Here is a 16,608-nt window from a genome sequence, read left to right as displayed (position 1 = left end):
ATAGATTCATGGTAGAAGACCTGGATCCGCAGGAGACCGCCGAGTGGCTCGAATCCCTCGAGGCGGTCCGCCGTGCAGCCGGCCCCGAACGGGCCGACTACCTGCTGAGGCGGCTGGCGACGACCACCCGCTACATCAACACCGTCTCCACCTCCGAGGAGCCCGGCTACCCCGGTGACCTGGAGATGGAGGAACGCATCGCCGCGTACGACCGGTGGAACGCCGCGGCGATGATCACCAGGGGCAGCCGGCTGGGGCTCGGCGGACACCTGGCGACCTATGCCTCGGCCGCCTGGCTGTACGAGGTGGGCTTCAACCACTTCTTCCAGGGCGGCCGCGACCAGGTCTACTTCCAGGGCCACGCCTCCCCCGGCATCTACGCGCGTGCCTTCCTGGAGGGCAGGCTGAGCGAGGCCCAGCTCGACCTGTTCCGGCGGGAGCCCGAGGGCGGGCTGCCGTCGTACCCCCCCCCCCGATCCATGCCGGACTTCTGGCAGTTCCCCACCGTCTCCATGGGCCTCGGCCCCCTCAACGCGGTCTATCAGGCCAGGTTCAACCGCTATCTCCACAACCGCGGCATCAAGGACACCTCGGACAGCCACGTATGGGCCTTCCTCGGCGACGGCGAGATGGACGAGCCGGAGGCCACGGCCGCCCTCACCCTGGCCGCCCGTGAAGGGCTCGACAACCTCACGTTCGTGATCAACTGCAACCTGCAGCGGCTCGACGGACCCGTACGCGGCAACACCCGCATCGTGCAGGAGCTCGAAAGCGTCTTCCGGGGCGCGGGCTGGCACGTCGTCAAGGCGCTGTGGGGCCAGGAGTGGGACAGCCTGCTCACCTCCGACGAGCTGGTGGCCCGGCTGGGCGAGGTGCCGGACGGGCAGTTCCAAACGTTCGCCGCGTCGTCGGGCGCCTACATCAGGGAGCGGCTGTTCCACGGGATTGACGTGCCGCACTCGGACGAGGACCTGCAGCGCATCGTCGGCGGGTCCCGGGCCGGCCACGAGCCGCGGAAGGTGTACGCCGCCTACCGCAGGGCCCTGGACAACCGCGGCGCGCCCACGGTGATCCTCGTGCAGACCGTCAAGGGCTGGACCCTCGGCGCGGGCATCGAGGCGCGCAACGCCAACCACCAGATGAAGAAGCTCAGCAAGGACGAGTTCCGCGCGCTGCGCGACCGGCTCGGCCTGCCGGTGCCGGACTCGGCGCTAGACGGCGACCTGCCGCCCTACGTGCACCCCGGCGCCGACTCGCCGGAGGCGCGGTACGCCGCCGAGCGGCGCCGCGAGCTGGGCGGGCCGATCCCCCGCCGCACGGTCTCCTACCATCCGCTGCCGACCCCGTCCGAGACGCCGTTCCGCGCTCTGGAGAAGGGCTCCAAGCAGCCGGTGGCCACGACGATGGCCTTCGTCCGCCTGGTCAAGGACCTGATGAAGGAGCCGGAGACGGGACGCCGCTGGGTGCCGATCGTGCCCGACGAGGCCCGGACCTTCGGCATGGAGTCGCTGTTCCCCACAGCCAAGATCTACTCGCCCCTCGGCCAGCGCTACGAGTCCGTCGACCGCGACCTGCTGCTGGCGTACAAGGAGGCGACCGACGGGCAGATCCTCCTGGAGGGCATCACCGAGGCCGGGTCGATGGCGTCGTTCACGGCCGCGGCCTCCAGCTACGCCACCCACGGCGAAGTCATGATCCCCTTCTACATCTTCTACTCGATGTTCGGCTGGCAGCGCACCGGCGACCAGATGTGGGCGCTGGCCGACCAGCTCGGCCGCGGGTTCCTCGTCGGCGCCACCGCCGGCCGGACCACGATGACCGGGGAGGGCCTGCAGCACGCCGACGGTCACTCGCATCTGCTCGCCTCCGCCAACCCGGCGTGCCTCGCCTACGATCCAGCCTTCGCCTACGAGGTGGGGACGATCGTGCGTGAGGGGCTCCGGCGCATGTACGGCCCCGACGGCGAGGACGTGTTCTACTACCTGACCGTCTACAACGAGCCGCTCCCCCAGCCCGCGATGCCCGAGGGCGTCGAGGAGGGCATCCTCCGGGGGATCTACCGGTTCTCCGAGGGCGGCGGCCAGGCCCACCTGCTGGCGAGCGGCACCGCGATCCACTGGGCCCTGGAGGCGCAGCGGCTGCTCCGTGAGGAGTACGGCCTTGGCGTGGACGTGTGGTCGGTCACCTCCTGGAGCGAGCTGCGCCGCGACGCCATGTCCACCGAAGGCGTGCCGTACATCCGGCAGGCCCTGGCCGGGACCGAGGGGCCGGTGATCGCGGTCAGCGACTGGATGCGCGCGGTGCCCGACCAGATCAGCCCGTGGATCGACCGGCCCTGGACCTCGCTCGGCACCGACGGGTTCGGCCTGTCGGGCACCCGCGAGTCGGTCCGCAAGCACTTCGGCGTGGACCCCCGCTCGATCGCGGAGGCCGTGCTCAAGGCGGTCAAGACCGGCCAGGAGTAGGCCGGGCCTGGAGAGTGTCTGACAAATGCCGCCCGTCACGAGCGGGCAGGCGGACGCATCGCAAGGCGGCGGAGGAGCTCGTAGCCGGAGGCTACGGGCGACGACCCCGGGCCCGCGGAGATTGTGAGCCTGCGAGCGATCTCCGCGGGTGGGACGAGAACGCAGCGAGGCGCCGCCCGGGCCACGCGCAGCAGGGCTTGATTTGTCAGGCACGACCTTGCGCCCCGATCGGGGGAAACTCTCCGGTCGGGGCGCAGTAGGCTGCGAAACCGTGCTCATCCTGCTTCCTCCGTCGGAGGGGAAGGCCGAGCGGGGCACCTCCGCCGCCCGCCGGCTCAGCTTCCCCGAACTCGCCTCCCCGCGCGAGAAGGTCCTCGACGCCCTCGTCTCGCTCTGCCGGACGCCCGAGGCGCGCGACGTGCTCGGCCTGTCGGAGGGGCAGGCCGGCGAGATCGAGCGCAACCTGGCGCTTCCCACGGCATGCACGCTGCCCGTCGCCGCCCTCTACACGGGCGTGCTGTACGACAATCTCGGCCTGGCCACCCTCTCCCCCGAGGCCCGGCGGCGGGCCGACCGGCGGATCGTGGTGTTCTCGGCGCTGTGGGGCCTGCTGCGCCCATCCGACCGCGTGCCGCCCTATCGCCTGTCCATGGGCGTACGGCTGCCGCCGATGGGCGGCCTGGCCGCGTTCTGGCGGCCGTCGATCAGCGCGGTGCTCGACGCGACCAAGGGGCTCGTGGTGGACATGCGCTCCGCGACGTACGCCGCCGCCTGGCAGCCCGGCGAGCGCGGCGTGGCCGTACGGGTGCTGCGGGAGGCGGCCGGAAAGCGGACCGTCGTCAGCCACATGGCGAAGGCCACCCGGGGCGTCGTGGCCCGCGCGCTCCTCGAGACACCCGATCGCCCTCGAACGGCCGGGGATCTCGCCGACCTGCTGACCGGCCTCGGGCATCGCGTGGAACCGGCCGCGCCGGCCGGCCGGGGAAAGCCGCGGATCCTCGACGTGATCGTGGACGAGTGAGTCAGAGGTTGAGCCGGGCGCAGGCCCGGCGGTACTGCTGCGCCGGATCGCCGAGGTGCGACCAGGGCACCCGGCTGAACCGGCCGCCCGTCCTGGCGAGGTGCCCCCGCGCCGGACGCCTGAGGTCGGACAGGTAGAAGGCGGCGCCGAAGACGTTGTGCGCCTCCACCGAGCGCGGGTGCGCCCCGCCGAGGCGCCGCTCCGCCCACTGACCGGCGGCCGAGACGATGTCGCGCTGCGCCTCGAAGGAGAACCAGCCGCCCCGCGACATGGGGGTGCGGGCGGCGGCGACGATCTCGAAGTGGGCCAGCGGCACGAGCGCCGGGAGCGGGCTGCCCTCCGGGGCGTGCGCGGCGGCCGAGCGGGCGAATGCGAGCATCTCCGCCGCGGTGCCGCCCCAGCCGGGCGACAGGGTGATCAGGCGGGCCAGGGCCCCCGAATACAGCGTCGGCCACCGGCGGGAGCATTCGTACCAGACCGCGTCCTTGTCCGCGCGCGGCCGGTCGAGCCCGATCGCCAGCCACATCAGGCACTCCCAGGGAACGGGGTCACTCGGCGCGAGGCCCGCCGCCGTCAGCAGCGGCTGCCTGGCCCGTTCCATCGCCGACTGGTAGGCGTGCTGCCGGTCCGCCTGCACCGCCCTGGCCCGTACGTCGGGCCGCAGTTCCCAGGCCTCCTCCAGGCGGGCCCGGCCGAGCCACAGCCAGAGGTCGGGGTTGCCCTGGTCGTAGGCGATCAACGCCTCTATCGACCGGCTCGCGCCGATGACGGCGCGCGACAGCGCCTCCACCCGCAGCGACCGCTTCTCCGGGTCGCCCCTGCTGTCCGCGAGGACCACCGCCGCCGGTCTGAGGTCACCCCGGGAGACGGCCTCGACCGCCTCGTCGAGCATGGTGTCCGCCCAAGGGCGGTCCGGGATCACTCGTGGCCCCCGAGCACGCGCCCGATCCACTTCGATCACTCCCATGAGGCGCGAGCCTAGGAGCATCGCCGTGCCCACAGCGCTACCACGATGTTACGTCGGCGTAAACACGATCGTCCCCCCGGCCGTGGTGCGTGGCCGGGGGGACGATCGAGTCGTGCGTCAGTCCAGGTAGTCGCGCAGCACCTGCGAACGGGAGGGGTGGCGCAGCTTCGACATGGTCTTGGACTCGATCTGGCGGATCCGCTCACGGGTCACGCCGTAGACCTTCCCGATCTCGTCGAGGGTCTTCGGCTGCCCGTCGGTGAGGCCGAACCGCATGGAGACCACGCCCGCCTCGCGCTCCGACAGCGTGTCGAGAACGGAGTGCAGCTGCTCCTGCAGCAGCGTGAAGCTCACGGCGTCGGCCGGGACGATGGCCTCGGAGTCCTCGATGAGGTCGCCGAACTCGCTGTCGCCCTCCTCACCCAGCGGCGTGTGCAGGGAGATCGGCTCGCGGCCGTACTTCTGCACCTCGATGACCTTCTCAGGGGTCATGTCGAGCTCGCGGGCCAGCTCCTCCGGCGTGGGCTCGCGGCCCAGGTCCTGCAGCATCTGCCGCTGGACGCGGGCCAGCTTGTTGATCACCTCGACCATGTGGACCGGGATGCGGATGGTCCGCGCCTGGTCGGCCATGGCCCGGGTGATCGCCTGCCGGATCCACCAGGTGGCGTACGTGGAGAACTTGTAGCCCTTGGTGTAGTCGAACTTCTCGACGGCGCGGATCAGGCCCAGGTTGCCCTCCTGGATCAGGTCCAGGAACAGCATGCCGCGGCCGGTGTAGCGCTTGGCCAGCGAGACCACGAGCCGGAGGTTGGCCTCCAGCAGGTGGTTCTTGGCGCGGTGGCCGTCCTCGGCGATCCACTCCAGCTCGGCGCGGACGTCGACGGGCAGGTTGTCGGCCTCCTGGGCGAGCTGCTCCTCGGCGAACAGGCCGGCCTCGATCCGCTTGGCGAGCTCGACCTCCTGCTCGGCGTTGAGCAGCGGAACCTTGCCGATCTGCTTGAGGTAGTCCTTCACCGGGTCGGCGGTGGCTCCGGCCGCCGCCACCTGGGCGACGGGCGCGTCGTCATCGTCGTCGGTGAGGATCAGGACCTCGTCCTCGGACTGGGCGAGCGCCTCGGCCTTGGGCTCGTCGCCGTCGGCCTCCCCCTCGGCCTCGGTGTCGGAGTCGTCGGTCTCCACCTCGGCGTCGATCTCGACGTCCTCGACCTCGATGTCGAAGTCCTCGATGTCGACGTCACCTTCGAGGTCGATGTCCTCGTCGTCGGCGATGTCGGCGGACTTCGGCTTGGAGTCGGCCTTGGGCGCCTTGGCCTGGGGACCCGTGGCGGGGGCCTCCGGCTTGGCGGGCGCGGCCTTCTTCGGCGGCGCGGGCTTGGCGGGCGCCTTGGCGGCGGCCGGCTTGGCCGCGGGCGGCGCGGGCTTGGCCGGCGCGGGCTTCTTCGGCGCCGGCTTGGCGGCCGGCGCGGAGTCGGTCACCACGGCGGTCACGGTCTCCGGCTGCGACTCCTTGGCCGCGGCGGATTTGGTGGTCTTCTTGACGGGCGCGGTGGTGCGGCGCTTGGCTTGACCTCGAGAACGCTTGGGAGCCGCGGAGTCGGCGGCCGTCACCACGACGGTCACACCCTCCTTGCTGAGGCTGCGCAGGAATCCAGCGGCTTGCGACATCGGGATGTCCGCTTCCTCGAAGGCCTTGCGGACATCCTCGGACTCGAGGAAACCCTGCGAGCGCCCACGCTCGAGGAGCTGCTGAATCACTGGCTCGTTCAGCTCCGACGGCTTCGAGCGAGTCGAACTTGCAGGCGACACGAACACCTCTCGAACGAACGCATGGCGAGAATGGACCCAGGTGCTTCTTCTTTTCCGGTGGTGAGGTCGCGCAGACCGCGACATGCCATTGTGGCACGCCACGGTACGTGATACGGCCGCGTCCCGCCGGTTGCTCCTCCACCCTAGGCCGACCGAGACACTAGTGCGTACGGAAGGAGGTCACTGATACCCGAAAGCAACCGTTATGCCTGATTCATTCAGTCACTCTTCGTGGCCGGTGGCACGTGGACCGCGAGTACCGTTACGTCATCATCCTGTTCATACCCGGACAGCATGTGGTCCACCAGGAAATCCAGCAGCATATTCGGGCTGATCAGGACCTCTGGGGGCGCCTCGGCCACGACGGACGAAAGCTCCCTGAGTCCGGCGTCCAGCCCGCGCTTGCGGTTCTCCACCAGGCCGTCCGAGTAGAGGACGGCGGTGTGACCCGGCGGCACGCAGAACCGGAACTGCTTGCGGCTCGTGGCCCAGCCGAGCGGAGTGCCCGGCTCGGTCTCGTGCAGCAGCCCGACGCCCTGCGGCGAGACCAGCAGCGGCGGCGGGTGACCGGCCAGGGCCAGCGTGCCCTCCCCGGTGCCGGGCTCGACGACCATGTACGCCAGGGTGGTGACCTGCTCTTCCTCCTCGGTGGCCTCGAAAACGCGGTCGAGCCCCGTCAGCACCGCGGCCGGGGGCGGGTTGGTCAGCGCGAGCGCGCGCATGGCGTTGCGGATCCGGCCCATGCCGGCGGCGGCCTTGACGCCCTTGCCCATGACGTCGCCCACCACGGCCGCCACCCGGCCGTCCTGGAGGACGAACGCGTCGTACCAGTCGCCGCCCACCTGCACGTGCCGGGAGCCGGAGCGGAAGCGGTAGGCCAGCGTCAGCCCACGCACCACCGGCAGGCGCTCGGGCAGCAGGCTGCGCTGCAGCGTCTCGGCGGTCTTGTGCTCGCGCTCGAAGAGCGTGGCCCGCTCGACCGCCAGGGCGCACTGACCGGCGAGGGCCTCCAGGAAGACGCCGTCCTCCTGGGAGATCTTCTGGGTCCGGGTGAACGCGAACCGCAGCGCGCCGAGCGCCCGCCCGGCCGCCAGCAGCGGCAGGCCCACCCAGGCCCGCTCGTCGGTCTGCGCGAGGAACCCGGAGATCTGTGCCTCGTCGGCGCCGGCGTCCACGAGCTGGGCGCGCAGGCTCTCCGGCGACTCGGCGAAGACCGGGCGGCGGCTGTTGACCGCCATCGTCATCACGTTGGGGTTCGCGAGATCGATCTCCTCGCCCCGGGTGTCCGGGGTGCCGCCGCTGCTGATCAGCTTCAGCGTCGCCCGGTCGAGGTCGAGCAGGGCCACCGACGAGTGGTCGGCGGCGAGGGCCGTACGGCCGACGTCGATGATGACCTGCACCACCTGCTCGACGGTGAGCGCCTCGGCGAGCTGCGCGGTCGCGCCCTGGAGACGGGCGGTGCGCAGCGCGGCGGCGCCGAGCTGGTCGGTGAGGCGGCCGCGCATCTCCTCGGCCTCGCGCTGCGGCGTGACGTCGGTGTTCGCCCCGACCCACTCCACCACGCGGCCGTGCCTGATGATCGGCACGGCCCGGACCTCGAAGTGCCGGTAGCCGCTGGCCCGGGTGCGCACCCGGTAGCTCCACTCGAACATCGTCCGGCCGCGCAGCGCCTCGCGCCACGCCTCCTCGGTGCCGGGACGGTCGTCCGGGTGCACGGCGTCCAGCCAGCCGTGGGCGAGGTACTCCTCCAGGCCCTGGCCGGTGATGGCACGCCACTGGGGCGCGTCCTCGGCGACCGTGCCGCTGGGCGAGGTGATCCACACGAGCTGCTGCTGCGACTCCACCAGCGAGCGGTAACGCTCCTCGCTGCGCTCGAGGACCTCCTCGTTCAGCTGCCGCTCGGTCACGTCCACGCCGAAGAACGCGGTGCCGACGACGCCGTCGTCGCCCCGCATCGGGTAGAACGACACCGTCCAGTGGCGGGTGTCGCCGTTCCCGGCGCGGGTCCTGATCCGTTGGTCGGTGATCGGCAGCGACTCGTCGGCGATCCGGCGCAGCGCCGCCTCGATGAGGGTGGTCAGGTCGGCCGGCAGTAACTCGGACGGCCGGCGGTCAAGATGCAGCTCGACAGGATGGCCGGTCAGCTCGGTAAAGGTGGAGTTGACCCGGACGAAACGTCCATCCGGGTTGAAAAAGGCGAAGGCAAACGGCGCCTCCGACATCATGCCTCTGAAGAGGTCGGAGTCTGATATGTCCAAACCGGGCTCCCGGGGCCGGGGCACGGAGGTTTCGGCGCTCATGGTCGGCACCTCCGTCGCGTGCCAGCGTCTCCCACGAGGCACATCTCCATAACTGTGATTGGTAGCGCAGATCTGCCCTACATCATGGGCGATCGGCATGCACGGACGGAAGCCCCGCCCGCCATGCGGTCAACGCATCCTGTCAAAAGACCGGCGTCTCGCGCAGGAGGATCCGGCCTACTTCTTGGCCGCCCGCTTCGCTTCCTGCTTGGTCGCGCGGACCAGTTGCAGGCTCTCGGCGTCCACGACGTCGGCCACCGACCGGTGCACCCCCTCCTCGCCGTACGGCCCGGCCGCCTCACGCCAGCCGTCCGGGCGCACACCGCACTGCTTGCCCAGCAGGGCCAGGAAGATCTGGGCCTTCTGCCGGCCGAATCCGGGGAGGGCCAGCAGCCGGCGCAGCAGCCCGGCGCCGTCGCGGACATCCTCCCACACCTTCTCGGCCGAGCCATCGTATTGCTCGACCAGATAGGCCGCGAGCGCCTGGACCCGCGCCGCCATGGCCTTCGGATAGCGGTGGACGGCAGGCGTCGCCGCGAGCAGAGCCGCGAACTGATCAGGATCATAAGAGGCGATCTCACGCGCGTCCAGGTCCCTGCCGAGCCGGTCGGCGATCGTACGGGGCCCCGCGAAGGCCCGCTCGAGCGGCACCTGTTGATCGAGCAGCATGCCGATGAGCAGTGCGAGGGGGCTGCGGCCGAGAAGCTCGTCGGCCTCGGGATCCTGGGCGAGCCGGATACGCATGGATTCAGCTTCCCACGCGGCGGCCCGCGAAGGGTTGACACCGCCGGGGAAAGAGGTGGAATAAGGGGCGGCAGGTCCCCATTCAGCGAGGAATGCAGTCCATGCCCGTACTCGCAGCACGAATCAGTGGCGGCCCAACACCGGAGCCGGGTCTTCGTGAACCGGCGGAACTCGTCACCCACCGGCTGGCCGCGGAATTCCTGACCGTCCCCCTGTCCGCAGTCGCCCGGTGCGTCGCCGACACCTGGGCCTGCGGCGAGCATCTCGGACTCGACGTCACTCCGGAGATCGTCGAGCGGGTCGCCCGGGAACGCCTCCTGGGCGTGGTCAACTCGGCGCCGCCTTCCCGGAGGTGAGGCGCCGCGCCGCGGTCCCCCAGCGAGCGTCCCCACCCGCACCCGTACGGCGGGCACGGCCGGAGCGGCAGATAACGGGGAAGTCACCGGGCCGTGTTCCTGATGCCGTTCGCGGCGGGAATGCGAGAAGGTGGTCACCGTGAGCGAGCGGAGCGAGACCTCGTGAGTCGCCGGCGCCGACGTGACCCCCGGGAGACCCGGCCACCGGACGACGTGTTCGCGGAGATGCTGCTGGCGGCCAGGGAACTGCTCGCCGTCCGCAGCCCTCTCGACGCCGAGCTCATGGTCTCCGACATGCTCGGGGCCTGGTGGGGCAGGCGGCTGCGCGGCGGCGACGTCGAGCAGATCCTCGGCGAGGGGCTGGTGGACTACGCGGCCAAGGCCGGCACGCCGGCCGCGCTCACCCTGCTCGTCTCCGTCGCCTACCTCGGCACCGCCCGCCAGGCGGCCAAGGCGGAGGGCGCGGCGCTCGCGCTGATGGAGTCGGACGTCGCCCGCCCCCGCTGGGCCGACCGCGTCGGGGCCGTCAAGCCGACCGGCTGCTACGTCTCCAGGGACGTGTACGGCGACCAGGACACCGTGGTGTGCACGTTCGCCTACAACGGCGAGGACAGGCACGCGCTGGTCGTGGTCGTCGACTACAACATGGGCGGCATGGCCCGCGACGCCTGGGTGTCGTCGCAGGTCGACAAGCTGCTCGAACAGGCCAGGCTGGAGGCCGCGGGCAACGCGCTGCTGCGGTTCGAGGAGCTGGAGCCACAGCAGGCGCGGGCGCTGCTGGAGTTCGCCATGAAGGCCACCAGGACCGCCGCGCACGGCCGCACCGGCCCCAAGCTCGTGAGCGACAGCTACAGCGCCTACCACGCCTTCGCGCGGGCGCGGATCAAGGCGCTGCCGCCCGGGCGGATGCGGCCCGCCCCCGCGCACACCGAGGCGCCCTACAGCCGCGACCGCCGGGCGATGCTGGCGGCCGAGTTCCTCGCCTCGGACGCGGCGGAGAACCTGTCGGACCCGTCGGCCGCCTCCCGGTGCGCCGACCACATCATCGACTACGGCTGCGACCAGGACTTCGGGCGGCCGATGCGGGTGAGCCCGACGAAGTGCGAGACGTTCCTGCTCGACTGGCTGCCGCGCAAGGTCCTGCTCAGCCCGGCGGAGCAGGACGCGATGCCGCATGTGCTGTCGGCGTGGGTGCGTTTCGCCGGCCCCCGGATCGGCCTGCCCGAGCAGGGGGTGCGGGCGACGCTCGACGCGGTCTGGGAGGCGACGGCCCGCTTCACCGAGGCCTACCGCGACCCGACCACGTTCGGGCTGGACCGCTCTCTCGTGGAGCGGCTGCTGCCCGACGGCGACCTGTCCGCCCTGGCCCGGCGCGCGTTCGCGTTCCCCCTGCTGCAGGGCATGCGCGGCTCGACCAGCCTCGACCTGCTGAACCCGGCGGACGAGGCCGACCGGCGCATCCTGCTGGAGATCGACCACGCCGGCGAGCTCGGCCGTACGGACCTGGAGGAGCACCTCGCCTGGCACGAGGAGATCGCGGGCCGGCTGTGGGTCGGCGACCCGCCGCAGCTGTGGGAGGCCGCCCAGCGCCTGATCGACCTCGGGCACGACCGGCACGACGTGCTGCACGTCCTCATCGAGATCGCCGAGCGGATCGGCGACCATCCGGACGAGCTGGCCGCCGCGCTCGACGACATCGCCGACATCCCGGACGAACCTCCCGCCTGACGGCGGCGGCCCCTCTCCCTGCGGCAGGATGGACACCGCACCGAGCTGCGGGAGGCACGGCGATGACCACTGGCGTGATGGACCTGAACGCCGATCTCGGAGAGGGTTACGGGATCTGGCGGCTCGGGGACGACGTGGCCCTGCTCGACCTGGTGACGAGCGCCAACATCGCCTGCGGCTTCCACGCGGGCGACCCGCTGATCATCCGCCGCACCTGCGCGGCGGCGGTGGACCGCGGCGTGACGATCGGCGCCCAGGTCTCCTATCGCGACCTGGCCGGCTTCGGCCGCAGGGAGATGGAGATCGATCCGGAGGAGCTGTGCTCCGACGTGCTCTATCAGCTCGCCGCCCTGGACGGCATGGCCAGGTCGATGGGCGGGCGGGTGTCGTACGTGAAACCGCACGGCGCCCTCTACAACCGCGCCTGCCGCGACGAGGAGCAGGCGGAGGCCGTGGTGGCCGCCGTGGAGGCCTTCGGCGCGGCGCTGCCGATCCTCACGCTGCCCGGGTCGGCCCTCTCGCGGGTGGCCGCCCGTCATGGCGTGCCGTCGGTGGCCGAGTGCTTCGCCGACCGCGCGTACACGGCCGAGGGGACGCTGGTGCCCCGGAGGCGGCCGGGGGCGGTGCTGCACGATCCGGACGAGGTCGCGGCCCGCGCCGTGCGCATGGCCACGGAGGGCGTGGTGACGACGATCGAGGGCGGCGAGGTGCGCGTCGGCGCCCGGTCCGTCTGCGTGCACGGCGACACCCCCGACGCCGTACGGATCGCCGCCGCCGTCCGCAAGGCGCTCCTGGAGGCCGGCGTGACGGTGGAGCCGTTCATCTGACCCGCCAGGCCCCGTGCCGTCGGCTGGGGGCCCCTGTCGCCGCATGTGCCTCCCGGGCACCGCCTGGGCGCCTCCTGGGCGTCGCCGGGGGCCTCCGGCGGCCCGGAGACGGCCCGTGGGCGCCGCTCAGGAGGCGTAGCCGATGTCCTCGTACCTGAGGTCGAAGAACCCGTTGGCCCCGACGTTGGCCAGCGCGGACCGCACGGCCACGCCCTGCGGGCTCTGGTAGAGCGGCAGCACGTTGACCTTCTTCCAGACCAGCCGGTCGGCCTCGTTCAGCAGGCCGGGCACCTTGCCGGGGTCGAGCGTGCTGCCCGCGCGATACATGGCCTCGTCGATCTGCCTGCTCCCGCTGCGCCCGAGGTTGGAGTACCACTCGACGTCGTCGCCCCGGCCGCCCCTCTCGCCGTCCGCGTAGATGTCGAAGGCGCTCGACACCGGGAACGGCGAGCTCGGATAGGCGAATGCGGTGATGTCGAAGTCGCCGGGGATGAGGTGCTTGCCGAAGAAGTCGTTGAAGGACACCTTGCGCACGTCGACCCGGATGCCCACGCGATCGAGCATCTGCCGGGCGACGCCTGCCTCGACGCCGCTCATGACGATGCCGTCGGGCACGACGAAGCGCAGCGTGAGCGGCTTGCCGTTCTTCACGCGGGTCTTGCCCGACAGCTTCCAGCCCGCCTGGTCGAGCAGCTGCCCGGCCCGTTTCGGGTCATACGCACCGATCTGTCCGGCGTTGGCCTGATACCCGTACTGGCTGTTCATGAGGAAGTGGTTGTCCAGCGTCACGATCGGCCAGCCGAGCCCCTTGAGGTCCACCTGCATGAGGCCGCGGCGGTCGATCGCCGCCGCGACGGCCTCGCGCACCCGCGCGTCGGACAGGACCGGGCTCTCCCCGTTGAAGGTGAACTGCCGATACTGGGTGCTCGCGGCCTGCCGGATCACGGCGTCCCACGCCTCCCTGACCCGCGCGTAGTCGTCGGGGGACGGGCCCACCTCGAAGAGGTCCACGTCGCCCTTGGTGAACGCGTGGACCATCTGGTCGGGGCGCACGGTCCGGAACTCGATGGCGTCCAGTTTGGCGCGGTTGCCCCACCAGGCGGGGTTGCGGGTGAGCCTGACCGTCTTGCCCTTGACGTCGAGACGCTCGACGCGGAACGGCCCCGCGGTCACCGGGATGTGGTTGATCCAGTCGGCGTTGAACGCCGCCGCGGTCGCGTTGGTGCTGCTGGGATACAGCGGCGTGAACAGCGACTGCCACTCGTTGAACGGCTGGGCGAGGGTGACCACCACCTCGCGGTCGCTCGCCCCTCTGGCCACGCTCTGGATGTTCTCGTACGCGATGGTCGAGTCGACCCGGTAGTCCCGGTCGTGGCCGCTCATGGCCTTCCACTGGGCGGCGAAGTCGGTCCAGGTGATCGGCCTGCCGTCCGACCACTTCGCCTTGGGGTTGATGGAATAGGTGATGACCTGCCGGGGAGAGGTCGCGGTGATCCTCGCGTTGGTCACGTAGTCGGTGTCGAGCGTCAGCCGCCCCCGCTCGTCGGAGCGGAACGTGCGGGGCATCAGCGCGTCGGTCACCGCCTTGACTCCGGTGCCGTCGCCGTCGATGTGGTTGCGGTTCCACTGGGTCGGGAAGTCGGTGAGCCCCCACCGGAGCGTGCCGCCGTCCTTGACCTTGTCGCGGGCCATCGGGTTGATGTCGTACGCCTTGACCGGGGAGGGGGCGAGCCCGTTGTCCGGTTCACCGGGCCCCCGCTGCACGCCGCAGGCACCGGCGGCCCACAGAGCGGCCAGTGTGGCCAGGGCGACCGGCCATCGTGCTCTCACGTGCTTCTCCGATCCTCCGGCTACCATCCGCAGTCGATTAGTAGCAGGAAGTGACGGCTCGCGGCCATCGGGACACGCGTCTGCGGGGTTCCCCTGACACGTCCTACGGCATCAGGACAACTCGTCCACCGCGCTGCGGACGTCCTCGCTGGTGATCGTCGTCAGCTCGGCGGCGTTCGCCGACCCCTGCTCGGCGAGCCGGACGTCGCGCCGCAGCGCGGCCCGCTCGTAGAGCGACCGGGCGAAGCGGCCGTTGCCCAGGCCGTCGATGAGCCCCTCCCGGCACACCCAGTCGAAGACGTCGGCGAGGTCGCGGGCGGCGGAGGCGTCGAACCTGTCGCCGCTGCCGGAGGCCAGCAGCTCCGCGATCTCGGCCAGCTCCGACGGCCGGTAGGAGGGGAACGACACGCGCTGGTTGAACCGGGAGGCCAGGCCGGGGTTGGTCGCCAGGAACGCGTCCATCTCGCGCTCGTAGCCCGCCAGGATGATGACCACGCGGTCGCGGTCGTCCTCGGCGCGCTTCAGCAGGGTCTGCACCGCCTCGGCCCCGAAGGCGTCGCCCCCCGAATAGCCGGTGTTGACCAGGCTGTAGGCCTCGTCGATGAACAGCACCCCGCCGAGCGCCCGGTCGACCAGCTCGTTGGTCTTGATCGCCGTGGCGCCGAGGTGCTGGCCGACCAGGTCGGCCCGCGACGCCTCGACCACGTCGGACCGGGCCAGCAGGCCCAGCGCGGAGAAGATCCGGCCGAGGATGCGCGCGACGGTCGTCTTGCCGGTGCCAGGAGGGCCGACGAACACGAAGTGCCGCATCTGCGACTGGACCGGCAGGCCCTGCTCCTGGCGCATCCTGGCCACCTTGAGCTGGGCGGTGATCGCGTGCACCTGCCGCTTGACCGGTTCGAGGCCCGCCATCCTGTCGAGGTCCGCGAGCGCCTCGTCCAGGGTCGGGGTGACCTGGTAGCCGCGGTATCGCGCGGTGATCTCGTTGAACGCCTTGGTCACGTCGTCGGCGGTGGTGGTGACCAGGTCCTCGCCGCGCGGCGCCCCGCCCGCGCTCACCACGCGCACGTCGCGGGCCTGCGCCGCGGCCTCGGCGAGGCTGCGGGCGAACCGGGCGTTGCCGAGGTCGTCGACGAGCCCCCGGCGCTCCACGTCCTCGAACAGCCGGCGCAGCACGGGACGGGCCTCCGGGGCGAGCCGGTCTCCCCGGCGCTGCTGCAGCGCCTCGGTGATCTCCAGCAGCTCCGCCGGACTGTAGCTGGGGAAGCGCACCCGGGTGGCGAAGCGGCTCGACAGCCCCGGGTTGGACGCGAGGAAGTCGTTCATCTCCCGCTCGTAGCCGGCCAGGATGACGATGAGCCGGTCACGGTCGTCCTCGGCCCGCTTGAGCAGCGTCTGCACGGCCTCCGCGCCGAACCGGTCGGGCTGGCCGTCGCCCGAGTTGATCAGGCTGTACGCCTCGTCCACGAACAGGACGCCGCCGAGCGCGCGGTCGATCAGCTCGTTGGTCTTGATCGCCGTGGCCCCCAGGTATTCCCCCACGAGGTCGGCCCGCTGCGCCTCGACCACGAACGGCGTCTCCAGCAGCCCGAACGCGTAGAAGATCTTGGCGAGCGACCTGGCGACGCTGGTCTTGCCGGTGCCGGGAGGGCCGACGAACACGAAGTGGCGCATCGGCCGCTCGTTGGCGTAGCCCGCCTCCCTGCGCAGCCGGGCCGCCTCTATCGACGCGGCGATGGCGCGCACCTGCTCCTTGACCGGTTCGAGGCCGATCATGGACTCCAGCTCCGCGAGCGCCTGCTCGACCGTGATGGGCGGCGGGGCGCCGGCCTCGGCCGCGGCGGTCTGGTGCCCGCCCGCCCTGCCGCGCACCTGCACCTGGGTCTCCGCGCCCGCCGCCTCCCGCTCCGCCTCCGCGCGCACCCTGCGGGCCAGCACCAGGCGATAGAGGAGCACCGCCGCGACGACGCCGTACGCGCCCCACAGGGCGGCGGACGGCGACAGCGGCGACAGCGACAGCGCGACGACGCCGGCGGGCGCGAGTGCCATCAGCGTCGTCAGCCACGGCGGGACCCACCGGATCAGGTGGGCCGCGACGCCGGTCAGCGCGCCCAGCAGCATCAGCAGGCCGGGCGCGATCGACTGCCCGCCGAACACGCCCATGAACAGCGGCAGCAGCAGGCCCCACCCGGCGAGCACGAGCACGGTCGCGGCGGCGCGCGGATAGCTGAGCGCCAGCGCGAGGAAGCACAGCGCCAGGAACGTGTAGATGAACGTGGGCACCAGCGACCAGTTGAGCGCCGCGGCCAGGCCCATGGTGGCGACGAGCAGCACGACGAACAACGCGCGCCGCGCGAACGGCGGAAGTTGGAAATAGCGGAAACGCACCTGTTCGAACAGATCACGTGCCGCAGTCCGGCTTAAGAGGCTCGCCGCCCGTGCCCTGTCGGAGTCCCGCATCGACGCCTCCCCGCTTCGACCCCGGTTATACCGCACGTGCGAACGGAATGGGTGGACCCAAGCGGCGCGGTGGACGACGCACGTCGCCGGAACCGGACGCGCGC

General features: G+C 71.5%; 11 protein-coding genes. 5 read left to right on the top strand and 6 right to left on the bottom strand.

Annotated features, from left to right (window positions below; genetic code table 11):
- Positions 1–8: 8 nt before the first annotated feature.
- Positions 9–2,465, top strand: coding sequence for a pyruvate dehydrogenase (acetyl-transferring), homodimeric type (gene aceE, locus FLV34_RS08890; RefSeq protein WP_147942844.1), 2,457 nt, complete (start codon positions 9–11; stop codon positions 2,463–2,465).
- A gap of 271 nt (positions 2,466–2,736) precedes the next feature.
- Positions 2,737–3,486 (top strand): YaaA family protein, encoded by a 750-nt coding sequence (locus FLV34_RS08885; RefSeq protein ID WP_147942843.1) that lies wholly within the window; start codon positions 2,737–2,739, stop codon positions 3,484–3,486.
- 1 nt (position 3,487) lies between these two features.
- Here the strand turns inward: FLV34_RS08885 and FLV34_RS08880 are convergent, their stop codons facing one another.
- The 4 genes from FLV34_RS08880 to FLV34_RS08865 form a co-directional block, all read right to left on the bottom strand.
- Positions 3,488–4,378, bottom strand: a complete 891-nt coding sequence (locus FLV34_RS08880; RefSeq protein WP_240971006.1) for a hypothetical protein — start codon at positions 4,376–4,378, stop codon at positions 3,488–3,490.
- 192 nt (positions 4,379–4,570) lie between these two features.
- Positions 4,571–6,259 (bottom strand): RNA polymerase sigma factor, encoded by a 1,689-nt coding sequence (locus FLV34_RS08875; protein WP_260617124.1) that lies wholly within the window; start codon positions 6,257–6,259, stop codon positions 4,571–4,573.
- A 218-nt stretch (positions 6,260–6,477) separates the two neighbouring features.
- Positions 6,478–8,559 carry a SpoIIE family protein phosphatase gene (locus tag FLV34_RS08870; RefSeq protein ID WP_142645726.1) on the bottom strand — a complete coding sequence of 694 codons (2,082 nt, stop codon included), beginning with the start codon at positions 8,557–8,559 and terminating at the stop codon, positions 6,478–6,480.
- A gap of 177 nt (positions 8,560–8,736) precedes the next feature.
- Positions 8,737–9,303, bottom strand: coding sequence for an HhH-GPD-type base excision DNA repair protein (locus FLV34_RS08865; protein ID WP_142645727.1), 567 nt, complete (start codon positions 9,301–9,303; stop codon positions 8,737–8,739).
- A 101-nt stretch (positions 9,304–9,404) separates the two neighbouring features.
- On the opposite strand from FLV34_RS08865, the gene FLV34_RS08860 reads away from it, so the two are divergent.
- The 3 genes from FLV34_RS08860 (at position 9,405) to FLV34_RS08850 (ending at position 12,214) form a co-directional block, all read left to right on the top strand.
- The gene (locus FLV34_RS08860; protein WP_185948921.1) at positions 9,405–9,659 is read left to right on the top strand and encodes a hypothetical protein; all 255 of its coding nucleotides are present in this window, start codon (positions 9,405–9,407) and stop codon (positions 9,657–9,659) included.
- 225 nt (positions 9,660–9,884) lie between these two features.
- The gene (locus FLV34_RS08855; protein ID WP_142645871.1) at positions 9,885–11,387 is read left to right on the top strand and encodes a hypothetical protein; all 1,503 of its coding nucleotides are present in this window, start codon (positions 9,885–9,887) and stop codon (positions 11,385–11,387) included.
- Positions 11,388–11,449: 62 nt separating this feature from the next.
- Entirely contained in the window at positions 11,450–12,214 is a 765-nt protein-coding gene (locus FLV34_RS08850; protein ID WP_142645728.1) for a LamB/YcsF family protein, read from the top strand.
- A gap of 126 nt (positions 12,215–12,340) precedes the next feature.
- Here FLV34_RS08850 and FLV34_RS08845 read toward each other — a convergent pair whose 3' ends face one another.
- Entirely contained in the window at positions 12,341–14,044 is a 1,704-nt protein-coding gene (locus FLV34_RS08845) for an ABC transporter family substrate-binding protein (protein ID WP_142645729.1), read from the bottom strand.
- 111 nt (positions 14,045–14,155) lie between these two features.
- Positions 14,156–16,504 carry an AAA family ATPase gene (locus FLV34_RS08840; protein WP_142645730.1) on the bottom strand — a complete coding sequence of 783 codons (2,349 nt, stop codon included), beginning with the start codon at positions 16,502–16,504 and terminating at the stop codon, positions 14,156–14,158.
- Between the last annotated feature and the right edge of the window lie 104 nt (positions 16,505–16,608).

This window comes from Microbispora sp. CSR-4, assembly GCF_008033685.1.
GTDB lineage: Bacteria > Actinomycetota > Actinomycetes > Streptosporangiales > Streptosporangiaceae > Microbispora.
Note: the sequence above shows the minus strand (reverse complement) of the source record. Positions and strands in the feature narration are given on the sequence as shown.